Here is an 11486-nt window from a genome sequence, read left to right as displayed (position 1 = left end):
AGGAAGCCTATGTCACTGCCGCATATCTCATTGCAAGTCGCCCGTAATCTGCATCTCGCCGCACAGGGATTACTGCGAAAACCCTCACGAAAAGCCAAACCCGCAGACATTCTCTCTATCATCCGGCAGATGTCATTGCTGCAAATCGATACCATCAATATTGTTGCCAGAAGTCCCTATCTGGTGTTGTTCAGCCGTCTTGGGCAGTACGCCCCTGAGTGGCTTGATGCTGCACTGGCGCGCGGTGATCTTATGGAATACTGGGCTCATGAGGCCTGTTTTCTGCCGCGCGAGGATTTTCAGCTTATCCGCCACCGCATGCTGGCGCCGGACAACATGGGCTGGAAATATCGTAAAGAGTGGATGCAAGAACATGCGGAAGAGATTGAGGCGCTGATCGCCCATATTCAGCAGAACGGTCCGGTACGTTCAGCAGATTTTGAACATCCTCGTAAAGGTGTGAGCGGCTGGTGGGAATGGAAACCGCATAAACGCCATCTCGAAGGATTGTTTACCGCCGGTAAAGTAATGGTCGTTGAGCGTCGGAATTTTCAGCGCGTCTATGATCTGACCAGCCGCGTGATGCCACACTGGGATGATGAACGTGATTTCCTTTCTCAAGCGCAGGCAGAGCACCTTATGCTGGTTAATAGCGCACGCAGCCTGGGAATTTTTCGTGCGCAATGGCTGGCAGACTATTATCGTTTACGCCAACCGTCTCTTCCTCTGTTACTCGACAGGCTACAAGAGGAGCAGGTTATTGTTCCGGTCAATGTTGAAGAACTCGGGCCAGCCTGGTTGCACGCTGATCTGCTACCGTTACTGGAGCAGGGAATAGCCGGAAAACTCAGTGCAACGCATAGCGCCGTGCTTTCACCTTTCGACCCGGTTGTCTGGGATCGTAAACGGGCAGAACAACTCTTCCATTTCAGCTATCGTCTGGAATGTTATACCCCTGCCCCTAAGCGCCAGTATGGTTACTTTGTTTTACCTCTACTGCATCGTGGAAGACTGGTGGGCAGAATGGATGCCAAAATGCATCGAAAAGAGGAGGTACTGGAAATTATTGCCCTCTATCTTGAGTCGGATGTGAAACCGACAGCTGGACTTGAACGCGGGCTCTTAACCGCAATCACTGAATTTGCTCGCTGGCAGGGGGCACAACGCATCACCTTTGGTCAATTGCCAGGCGGAATTTTTACTGAACAACGTAACGGACTGGAAATAGACGTAGCCTGAGAATCGATTATGTTAAGATTTGACGATTACACGTCCGGTCCATCAGGAGGAAATATGGATCATCGGTTACTGGAAATAATTGCCTGCCCGGTTTGTAACGGCAAACTGTATTACAGCCAGGACAAACAAGAACTGATCTGCAAACTGGATAGCCTTGCCTACCCGGTACGTGAAGGGATCCCGGTGCTTTTAGAAACAGAAGCCCGTCTCATGACAGAGGAAGAGAGTAGACCATGAGTTTCGTTGTTATTATTCCCGCTCGTTTTGCATCAACCCGTTTGCCAGGCAAGCCGCTGGTCGATATCAATGGCAAACCGATGGTGGTGCATGTGCTGGAACGCGCACGTGAATCAGGTGCTGCACGTATCATTGTGGCAACCGATCACGATGAAGTCGCGAAGGCCGTAGAAGCTGCAGGCGGTGAAGTCTGTATGACACGCGCCGATCATCAGTCCGGCACGGAGCGGTTAGCTGAAGTGGTGGAAAAATGTGGGTTCAGTGATGACACGGTCATTGTTAACGTTCAGGGCGATGAGCCGATGATCCCACCGTCCATCATCCGTCAGGTTGCGGAAAATCTGGCCGCACGTAAGGTTGGGATGGCGACACTGGCTGCTCCCATTCATAGCGCGGAAGAGGCTTTTAATCCTAATGCGGTAAAAGTGGTTCTGGATGCTGAAGGTTACGCGCTCTATTTCTCGCGCGCTACCATTCCGTGGGATCGTGACCGTTTCGCCGTTTCCAAAGAGACGATCGGCGAGACCTTGTTGCGTCATCTGGGTATCTACGGCTATCGCGCTGGGTTTATTCGTCGTTACGTTAGCTGGGAAGCCAGCCCGCTGGAAAATATAGAAATGCTTGAGCAGCTTCGTGTGCTCTGGTACGGCGAGAAAATTCATGTCGCGGTAGCGGCGGAGATCCCTGGCACGGGCGTTGACACCCCGGAAGATCTGGCGCGTGTACGCGCTGAAATGCGTTAAATTCTCCTTCTGTCCCCTCCGCCCGGAGGGGATTTATCCTTTTCCGCCAGATTCTCACGTTGATTTGATCTCATCAGGGTGACATCCCTCTGACAGGCGCTCATTATAAAAGCAGTGGTCTTCATGAGGGTAATCTTATATGGAACAACTGCGCGCTGAACTGAGCCACCTGCTGGGTGAAAGGCTGAGTCGAATGGAGTGTGTCAGTGAACGGCCTGACACGGCCTTATGGTCACTTTATGACAGTCAGGGAAACGCAATGCCCTTGCTCGCGAGAAGCTTCACCACCCCGGGGCTGGCGAGGCAACTGGCATGGAAAATCTCCATGCTTGCGCGCAGTGGGACCGTGCGTATGCCTGTCGTGTATGGCGTGATGACGCATGAAGATCATCCAGGCCCGGATGTGCTACTGATAGAGCGTTTGCGTGGTGTGCCAGTTGAAGCACCTGCGCGCACCCCCGAACGCTGGGAACAACTCAAAGATCAAATTGTTGAGGGATTACTGGCCTGGCACCGGCAGGACAGTCGCGGATGTGTGGGGACCGTCGACAGTACCCAGGAGAATATCTGGCCCTCCTGGTATCGCCAGCGGGTCGAGGTCCTCTGGACCACGCTAAACCAGTATCATAATACCGGGCTGACCATGCAGGATAAGCGCATTCTGTTTCGGACCCGCGAATGCCTGCCCGCCCTGTTTGACGGATTCAATGACAATTGTGTTCTGGTCCATGGGAATTTTAATCTGCGTAGCATGCTGAAAGATGCCCGCAGCGATCAACTGCTGGCAATGGTCGGGCCGGGCATTATGTTATGGGCACCCCGGGAATATGAGCTTTTCCGCCTCACTGACGGTCCTCTCTCCGACGGGCTGTTCTGGCATTATCTGCAGCGCGCGCCGGTGGCAGAAGCCTTCATGTGGCGGCGCTGGCTCTATTTGCTCTGGGACGAAGTGGCGCAGTTGGTGAACACCGGCCATTTCAATCGCAGTCATTTCGACTTAGCCTCTAAATCACTCCTGCCCTGGCTCGCCTGATTTGCCCTTGAGCCACTGCCAGATTTGGCCCAGCGTTTCGTAACCGACCCGGTCGCTGTGCATCAGCCAGACCGGGGAGGGAATGAGCCGTTCCCACGGATTAAGCGGGGAGTCGATCGCCAGTTGATTAGCGGGCGCAGGCAGAGGATGCAGACCCGCCTGACGGAAGAAGTTCATCGCCCTTTGCATATGCGATGCGGAGGTCACTAACAGGAAAGGCACATCTCCAATCTTCGCTTTAACCGCGTCGGCCTCTTCTTCCGTATCTTTAGGACGCTCAAGCGTGATGATATCGCTGCGAGGAACGCCGAGGCTCTCCGCCACGCGTGCCCCTGCCTCTGCAGTGCTGACGGGATTGGTTCGTGCGGCGGCACCGGTGAAAATCAATTTTGCCCCTGGATTGTCCCGCCATAAGCGAATAGCTTCATTCAGGCGAGGCAGGCTGTTGTTAATGAGGTTTGAACTTGGCGCCCACGCATCATTCCAGGTATAGCCCCCACCCAGAACGACAATATAATTGACCTTCTGCTCGCCACGCCACGTGGGGTAACGGTTCTCAATCGGGCGAAGCAGATTATCGGCGACGGGCTGCAAACTGATAAGCAATAAAACCAGCCAGCTTGCCGTGACCAGGCTTTTTCCGGTCTTTTGCCAACGACTGCACCAGACCATCAATAGCCCTAATCCCATCATCAGCAGCAAAAAAGGGAGGGGCAACATCAGGCCGCCAATGTATTTTTTGAGGGTGAAAAGCACGGCTTCCGTCTCCTTTTTGACCATACAGCTTGTGTTTCACGGCGATATTACACCAGGTGGGTTCATTCTCCGCACGGCTGTGACAAAATAGCGGTTTTGTCAGGATCGTGGAGCGGTCATGAAGGATCGTAATTTCGACGGCATCGCAGAAAAGTTCTCACGCAATATTTATGGCACCACCAAAGGCCAACTGCGTCAGGCGATCCTCTGGCAGGACCTGGAGACGTTGCTCTCCGGGTTGGGTGAGCAAAAGCTTCGCGTGCTGGATGCTGGCGGGGGAGAAGGGCAGACAGCTATACAGATGGCGCAACGTGGTCATCATGTGACGCTCTGCGATCTCTCTTCAGAAATGATCGCGCGCGCGCGGTTGGCAGCAGAAGAGAAAGGTGTGAGCGGTAACATGCATTTTGTACAATGCGCCGTTCAGGATATCGCGCAGCATTTGGAATCGCCGGTTGATCTGATATTGTTCCATGCGGTACTGGAATGGGTTGCTGAACCCGTTGAGGCTTTACGTACGCTTTGGTCGGTAATGTCGCCGGGCGGTGCGTTGTCGCTGATGTTTTACAATGCGAACGGACTGCTGATGCGCAATATGGTCGTCGGCAATTTCGACTATGTATTAGCCGGGATGCCGAAGAAGAAAAAGCGCACCTTGTCTCCGGATTACCCACGCAAGCCGGAAGAGGTTTATGGCTGGTTGAGGGAAATCGGCTGGCATATCACCGGCAAAACCGGTGTCCGTGTTTTTCACGACTATCTGCGAGATAAACAGCAGCAGCATGACTGCTATGCCGCATTACTTGAACTTGAAACGCACTACTGCCGTCAGGAGCCCTACTTAAGCCTGGGTCGTTATATTCACGTGACCGCGCTCAAGCCGCAGAGAGATGAAAGGATGAACGATGAGTGAATTTTCCCAGACAGTTCCAGAACTGGTTGCCTGGGCCAGAAAAAATGATTTTTCCATCGCACTACCGGTGGACAGACTCTCATTTTTACTGGCGGTCGCCACGTTAAACAGTGAACGACTGGATGGTGAAATGAGCGAGGGAGTGCTGGTGGACGCGTTTCGTCACGTCAGCGATGCGTTCGAGCAAAGCAGTGAAACCATCACCCAGCGCGCCAATAACGCCATCAATGACATGGTGCGTCAGCGTTTGTTGAACCGCTTTACCAGCGAACAGGCTGAAGGTAACGCCATATACCGACTGACGCCACTGGGCATTGGTATCACCGATTATTATATCCGTCAGCGTGAGTTTTCAACGTTGCGTCTTTCTATGCAGCTCTCCATTGTGGCAAGCGAACTAAAACGCGCCGCCGATGCTGCTGATGAAGGGGGGGACGAATTCCACTGGCATCGCAATGTTTATGCGCCGCTGAAGTATTCGGTGGCCGAGATTTTTGACAGCATCGATTTAACCCAACGTCTGATGGACGAACAACAGCAGTTGGTTAAAGACGACATTGCCCAGTTGCTTAATAAAGACTGGCGGGCGGCTATTTCCAGTTGCGAGCTCTTACTGTCAGAAACCTCCGGTACGCTGCGTGAGCTGCAGGATACGCTGGATGCAGCGGGAGACAAACTGCAGGCGAATCTGTTGCAGATTCAGGATGCTACGCTCGCGCATAACAACCTTGAATTTGTCGATCGCCTGGTCTTTGACCTGCAGAGCAAGCTGGACCGTATTGTCAGTTGGGGCCAGCAGGCCATCGACTTATGGATCGGTTATGACCGCCACGTACACAAATTTATCCGTACCGCCATCGATATGGACAAAAACCGCGTGTTTGCCCAGCGTCTTCGCCAGTCCGTCCAGACTTACTTCGATGCGCCATGGACACTCACCTATGCCAATGCCGACAGGCTGTTGGATATGCGTGATGAAGAGATGACACTGCGTGATGAAGAGGTCATGGGAGAGCTTCCTGCGGATCTCGAGTACGAAGAATTCAATGAAATTCGCGAACAGCTTGCGGCAATGATCGAAGAACAGCTGGCAATCTATAAAACCAGAGAAACCCCACTGGATCTCGGCCTGGTTGTGCGCGAGTATCTGCAGCGCTATCCACGTGCGCGGCATTTTGATGTTGCAAGGATCGTCATCGATCAGGCGGTACGCCTTGGCGTGGCGCAAGCAGATTTCACCGGCCTGCCACCCACATGGCAGCCGATTAATGATTACGGAGCCAAGGTACAGGCACATGTCATTGACAAATATTGAACAAATGATGCCGGTTAAACTGGCCCAGGCACTTTCTAATCCTCTTTTTCCGGCACTTGATAGCGCATTGCGTTCGGGTCGTCACATCGGTCTTGATGAGCTGGATAATCACGCTTTCCTGATGGATTTTCAGGAGTATCTCGAGGAGTTCTACGCCCGCTATAACGTAGAACTGCTGCGCGCGCCCGAAGGCTTTTTCTATCTGCGCCCTCGTTCGACGACCCTGATCCCGCGCTCCGTGCTGTCTGAACTGGATATGATGGTAGGGAAAATTCTCTGCTACCTCTATCTCAGCCCGGAGCGTCTGGCGAATGAAGGGATCTTCACCCAGCAGGAACTCTACGATGAGCTGCTGTCACTGGCTGATGAGAGCCGGTTACTTAAACTGGTGAACAACCGCTCGACGGGTTCCGATCTGGATCGGCAGAAACTCCAGGAAAAAGTGCGCTCATCCCTCAACCGCCTCCGCCGTCTCGGCATGGTCTGGTTTATGGGTAATGACAGCAGCAAGTTCCGGATAACCGAGTCCGTGTTCCGCTTTGGCGCTGATGTGCGCTCCGGGGACGACGCCCGTGAAGCGCAGCGTCGCTTGATCCGTGACGGCGAAGCGATGCCTGTCGAAAATCACCTGCAGCTCAATGATGAGCCCGAAGAAAGTCAGCCGGAAAGTGGAGAGGAAGAATAATGATTGATCGCGGTAAATTTCGCTCACTGACGCTGATTAACTGGAACGGTTTTTTTGCCCGTACGTTCGATCTGGATGAGCTGGTCACCACCTTATCCGGCGGCAACGGTGCCGGTAAATCCACCACCATGGCGGCATTTGTCACGGCGCTGATTCCGGATTTAACGCTGCTTCACTTCCGTAATACCACCGAAGCCGGAGCAACCTCAGGTTCACGTGATAAAGGCCTGCACGGCAAACTCAAGGCGGGCGTCTGTTATGCCGTGCTGGATGTGATTAACTCACGTCATCAGCGGGTGCTGGTGGGTGTGCGTTTGCAGCAGGTCGCCGGTCGCGACCGTAAAGTAGATATCAAACCTTTTGCGATTCAGGGTCTGCCAACCGCCTTTTTACCCACGCAGCTGTTGACTGAAACGTTGAATGAGCGTCAGGCGCGTGTACTGCCTTTACAGGAAGTCAAAGACAAACTGGAGGCGATGGAAGGGGTGCAGTTCAAGCAGTTCAACTCCATTACCGACTACCATGCACTGATGTTTGACTTGGGTATCGTGGCCCGTCGTCTGCGTACCGCCTCTGACCGTAGTAAATTCTATCGCCTGATTGAAGCGTCGCTCTATGGCGGTATTTCCAGCGCAATTACCCGCTCTCTGCGTGACTATCTGTTGCCGGAAAACAGCGGCGTGCGTAAAGCGTTCCAGGATATGGAAGCCGCGTTGCGTGAAAACCGAATGACGCTGGAAGCCATTCGCGTCACTCAGTCTGACCGTGATCTTTTTAAACATCTCATCAGTGAAGCGACGAATTATGTGGCCGCAGATTATATGCGCCATGCTAATGAGCGCCGCATTCATCTGGACAAAGCGCTGACCGATCGCCGCGATCTGTTCTCCTCGCGTCAACAGCTTGCCGCAGAGCAGTACAAGCATGTGGACATGGCACGTGAACTGGCTGAGCAGAACGGTGCGGAAGGGGACCTGGAGGCCGATTATCAGGCGGCCAGCGATCACCTGAATCTTGTGCAAACCGCACTGCGTCAGCAGGAAAAAATTGAGCGCTACGAGTCGGATCTGGAAGAGTTGCAGATTCGTCTTGAAGAGCAAACTGAAGTGGTCGCCGAAGCGGCCGACCGTCAGGAAGAGAACGAAGCCCGTGCCGAAGCGGCTGAGCTGGAAGTGGATGAGCTGAAAAACCAGCTAGCCGATTACCAGCAGGCGCTGGATGTGCAGCAGACTCGCGCCATTCAATACAATCAGGCGCTGCAGGCGCTTCAGCGTGCGAAAGATCTGTGTAAGCTGCCGGATCTGACTTCAGAAACCGCGGATGAATGGCTGGACACCTTCCAGGCGAAAGAGATCGAAGCCACCGAAAAGCTGCTGATGCTCGATCAACGCATGAGCGTGGCGCAAACCGCGCACAGTCAGTTTGAACAAGCCTATCAACTGGTGGTTGCCATTCATGGCCCACTGGCGCGCGGCGATGCCTGGAACGTTGCGCGCGATCTACTGCGTGACAGCGCCAACCAGCGTCATCTGGCGGGAGAGGCTTCCTCTCTGCGTATGCGTCTCAACGAGCTTGAACAGCGTTTACGTGAGCAGCAGGATGCCGAACGACTGCTGGCAGATTTCTGTAAACGTCAGGGCAAACATTATGACCCTGACGAACTGGAGTCGCTCCATCAGGAACTGGAAGCGCAAATTGCGGCATTGTCAGACAATGTCGCTAATGCCGGTGAGCAGCGTATGGCGCTGCGTCAGGAACTGGAACAACTGCAATCACGCATTCAGACGCTGACCCGGCGTGCGCCAGTCTGGCTGGCTGCGCAAAACAGCCTCACGCAGCTGTGCGAGCAGAGCGGCGAGCAGTTTGAATCCGGGCAGGACGTCACCGAGTACCTTCAGCAACTGCTGGAGCGCGAACGTGAAGGGATTGTCGAGCGCGATGAAGTCGGCGCACGCAAACGTGCTGTCGATGAAGAAATTGAACGACTCAGCCAGCCGGGCGGGGCGGAAGATGGGCGTCTCAATGCTCTGGCAGAGCGCTTTGGCGGCGTGTTGCTGTCTGAAATTTATGATGACGTCAGCCTCGAAGATGCCCCTTACTACTCTGCATTGTATGGTCCTTCCCGACACGCGATCGTGGTACCGGATTTATCTCTGGTATCGGAATTGCTTGAAGGCCTTGAGGAGTGCCCGGAAGATCTCTATCTGATCGAAGGGGACCCGCAATCCTTTGATGACAGCGTCTTCAGCGTGGATGAGCTGGAAAAAGCCGTGGTGGTCAAAATTGCCGACAGGCAGTGGCGCTACTCACGTTTTCCGTCTGTCCCCCTGTTTGGGCGTGCGGCCCGTGAAAGCCGTATTGAGAGTCTTCATGCTGAGCGGGAAGCGTTGGCAGAGCGTTTTGCCACCTTGTCTTTTGATGTGCAGAAGACACAGCGCCTGCATCAGGCATTCAGCCGCTTTATCGGCAGCCATCTGGCGGTGGCGTTTGATGCCGACCCGGAAGCGGAAATCCGCACCCTTAACGGTCGCCGCGGTGAGCTTGAGCGGGCTATCAGCGCGCATGAAAATGACAACCAGCAAAACCGGACCCAGTTTGAACAAGCGAAAGAGGGCGTTGCCCAGCTGAACCGCTTGCTGCCGCGTCTGAGTCTGTTGGCGGATGAAACGCTTGCCGACCGCGTGGACGAGATTCAGGAACGTCTGGACGAAGCCCAGGAGGCCGCGCGCTATATTCAGCAGTTTGGTCAACAACTGGCGAAGCTGGAGCCCATGGTCTCCGTATTGCAGAATGACCCGGAGCAGTTTGAACAGCTGAAAGAAGATTATGCCTTGTCGCAGCAGGCGCAGCGTGATGCCCGTCAACAGGCATTCGCCCTGACGGAAGTGGTTCAGCGTCGCGCGCACTTTAGCTATTCTGACTCAGCGGAAATGCTCAGCGGCAATAACGACCTCAATGAAAAACTCCGTCAGCGCCTGGAGCAAGCTGAAGCTGAGCGTAGCCGCTCACGTGAAGCACTGCGTAGCCATGCTGCCCAACTTGGTCAGTACAATCAGGTGATGGCATCGTTGAAAAGCTCGTTTGATACCAAAAAAGAGCTGCTTAACGATCTGCAAAAAGAGCTGCAGGATATTGGCGTTCGTGCGGACAACGGTGCCGAAGAGCGCGCGCGTATCCGTCGTGACGAATTGCATGCTCAGCTTTCCGGCAACCGTGCACGCCGTAACCAACTGGAAAAAGCGCTGACCTTCTGTGAAGCGGAGATGGATAACCTGACCCGTAAGCTTCGCCGTCTCGAGCGCGATTACCATGAGATGCGTGAGCAGGTCGTCACGGCGAAAGCGGGCTGGTGTGCGGTCATGCGCATGGTCAAAGACAATGGCGTTGAACGCCGCCTGCATCGCCGCGAACTGGCTTATCTCTCCGGGGACGAATTGCGTTCCATGTCGGATAAAGCCTTGGGTGCCTTGCGTCTGGCGGTGGCCGATAACGAGCATCTGCGTGATGTGCTGCGTATGTCTGAAGATCCGAAACGCCCTGAGCGCAAGATTCAGTTCTTTGTTGCGGTTTATCAGCATCTGCGTGAGCGCATTCGCCAGGATATTATTCGCACTGACGACCCGGTTGAAGCCATCGAACAGATGGAGATTGAGCTGAGTCGCCTGACGGAAGAGCTGACCTCCCGCGAGCAAAAACTTGCCATCAGCTCCCGTAGCGTGGCGAACATTATTCGCAAAACTATCCAGCGTGAGCAGAACCGTATTCGTCAGTTGAACCAGGGGCTGCAAAGCGTGTCCTTTGGCCAGGTCAACAGCGTGCGGCTGAACGTTAACGTGCGTGAAACCCATGCTACCTTGCTGACGGTGCTTTCCGAACAACATGAGCAGCATCAGGATCTGTTTAACAGTAACCGTCTGTCCTTCTCTGAAGCGCTGGCAAAACTGTATCAGCGTCTGAATCCGCAAATTGACCTTGGTCAGCGTACGCCGCAAACCATCGGCGAAGAGCTTCTTGATTACCGTAACTATCTTGAAATGGAAGTGGAAGTTAACCGTGGCTCCGATGGCTGGTTACGTGCGGAGTCCGGAGCGCTTTCTACCGGCGAAGCTATCGGTACAGGGATGTCGATTCTGGTGATGGTCGTGCAGAGTTGGGAAGATGAAGCGCGTCGTCTGCGTGGGAAAGACATTTCCCCTTGCCGACTGCTGTTCCTTGATGAAGCAGCACGTCTCGATGCCCGATCCATTGCGACCTTGTTCGAGCTATGTGAGCGTCTGGAAATGCAGCTGATCATTGCCGCGCCAGAAAATATCAGTCCGGAGAAAGGCACCACCTACAAGCTGGTGCGTAAAGTGGTGAACAATAACGAACATGTTCATGTGGTGGGGCTGCGTGGTTTTGCCGCCCAACTGCCGGAGACGCTTCCGGGCACCGCTGACGCATCCTGACCGTTATCTCCTCTTCAAGGGCTGCCGATGTGCCGCCCTTTGTCTTTTCTGAAACAGGTCCGCTGAGCGAGGGTTAGTCTTTAAACTTCTTTACATTTGGCAAGGCAAATGCTTTTT

The 11486-nt window shown here is 54.0% G+C and carries 9 protein-coding genes; 8 read left to right on the top strand and 1 reads right to left on the bottom strand.

Annotated elements, in window-relative coordinates; translation table 11 throughout:
* The first annotated feature begins 9 nt into the window (after nucleotides 1–9).
* From ACUY4Q_RS15605 to ACUY4Q_RS15590, 4 genes are all read left to right on the top strand, one after another.
* Entirely contained in the window at nucleotides 10–1239 is a 1230-nt protein-coding gene (locus ACUY4Q_RS15605) for a winged helix-turn-helix domain-containing protein (protein WP_458043648.1), read from the top strand.
* A gap of 54 nt (nucleotides 1240–1293) precedes the next feature.
* A complete protein-coding gene (locus ACUY4Q_RS15600; protein WP_458043647.1) occupies nucleotides 1294–1476 on the top strand; it encodes a Trm112 family protein in 183 nt (60 codons plus the stop codon).
* Nucleotides 1473–2219 carry a 3-deoxy-manno-octulosonate cytidylyltransferase gene (gene kdsB, locus ACUY4Q_RS15595; protein WP_458043646.1) on the top strand — a complete coding sequence of 249 codons (747 nt, stop codon included), beginning with the start codon at nucleotides 1473–1475 and terminating at the stop codon, nucleotides 2217–2219. Before ACUY4Q_RS15600 ends, kdsB begins: the two co-directional genes overlap by 4 nt.
* 139 nt (nucleotides 2220–2358) lie before the next feature.
* Entirely contained in the window at nucleotides 2359–3252 is an 894-nt protein-coding gene (locus ACUY4Q_RS15590) for a YcbJ family phosphotransferase (protein ID WP_458043645.1), read from the top strand.
* Here ACUY4Q_RS15590 and elyC read toward each other — a convergent pair.
* Nucleotides 3229–4008, bottom strand: a complete 780-nt coding sequence (elyC, locus tag ACUY4Q_RS15585; protein ID WP_458043644.1) for an envelope biogenesis factor ElyC — start codon at nucleotides 4006–4008, stop codon at nucleotides 3229–3231. The two genes, ACUY4Q_RS15590 and elyC, sit on opposite strands and share 24 nt — an antisense overlap.
* Before the next feature lie 118 nt (nucleotides 4009–4126).
* Here elyC and cmoM point away from each other — a divergent pair, with 118 nt between their 5' ends.
* The 4 genes from cmoM to mukB are packed head-to-tail and all read left to right on the top strand — an operon-like array spanning nucleotide 4127 to nucleotide 11369.
* Nucleotides 4127–4921, top strand: a complete 795-nt coding sequence (cmoM, locus tag ACUY4Q_RS15580) for a tRNA uridine 5-oxyacetic acid(34) methyltransferase CmoM (RefSeq protein WP_458043643.1) — start codon at nucleotides 4127–4129, stop codon at nucleotides 4919–4921.
* Nucleotides 4914–6236 carry a chromosome partition protein MukF gene (mukF, locus tag ACUY4Q_RS15575; RefSeq protein ID WP_458043642.1) on the top strand — a complete coding sequence of 441 codons (1323 nt, stop codon included), beginning with the start codon at nucleotides 4914–4916 and terminating at the stop codon, nucleotides 6234–6236. Before cmoM ends, mukF begins: the two co-directional genes overlap by 8 nt.
* Nucleotides 6217–6921: a chromosome partition protein MukE gene (gene mukE, locus ACUY4Q_RS15570; RefSeq protein WP_458043641.1), complete on the top strand. Its 705-nt coding sequence runs from the start codon at nucleotides 6217–6219 to the stop codon at nucleotides 6919–6921. Before mukF ends, mukE begins: the two co-directional genes overlap by 20 nt.
* Complete coding sequence (mukB, locus tag ACUY4Q_RS15565) at nucleotides 6921–11369, top strand: chromosome partition protein MukB (protein WP_458043640.1); 4449 nt, start codon at nucleotides 6921–6923, stop codon at nucleotides 11367–11369. Before mukE ends, mukB begins: the two co-directional genes overlap by 1 nt.
* Nucleotides 11370–11486: the final 117 nt, after the last annotated feature.

The organism is Phytobacter cepae (genome assembly GCF_054165735.1).
The sequence above is the reverse complement of the archived record's forward strand: the minus strand, read 5'-3'. Positions and strand labels throughout refer to the sequence as shown.

Excerpts from the sequence above, each read along its gene's own strand:
- cmoM (WP_458043643.1), top strand. The coding sequence starts at position 4,127 with ATGAAGGATCGTAATTTCGACGGCATCGCAGAAAAGTTCTCACGCAAT.
- mukF (WP_458043642.1), top strand. The coding sequence starts at position 4,914 with ATGAGTGAATTTTCCCAGACAGTTCCAGAACTGGTTGCCTGGGCCAGA.
- ACUY4Q_RS15600 (WP_458043647.1), top strand. The coding sequence starts at position 1,294 with ATGGATCATCGGTTACTGGAAATAATTGCCTGCCCGGTTTGTAACGGC.
- ACUY4Q_RS15605 (WP_458043648.1), top strand. The coding sequence starts at position 10 with ATGTCACTGCCGCATATCTCATTGCAAGTCGCCCGTAATCTGCATCTC.
- mukB (WP_458043640.1), top strand. The coding sequence starts at position 6,921 with ATGATTGATCGCGGTAAATTTCGCTCACTGACGCTGATTAACTGGAAC.
- mukE (WP_458043641.1), top strand. The coding sequence starts at position 6,217 with ATGTCATTGACAAATATTGAACAAATGATGCCGGTTAAACTGGCCCAG.
- kdsB (WP_458043646.1), top strand. The coding sequence starts at position 1,473 with ATGAGTTTCGTTGTTATTATTCCCGCTCGTTTTGCATCAACCCGTTTG.
- ACUY4Q_RS15590 (WP_458043645.1), top strand. The coding sequence starts at position 2,359 with ATGGAACAACTGCGCGCTGAACTGAGCCACCTGCTGGGTGAAAGGCTG.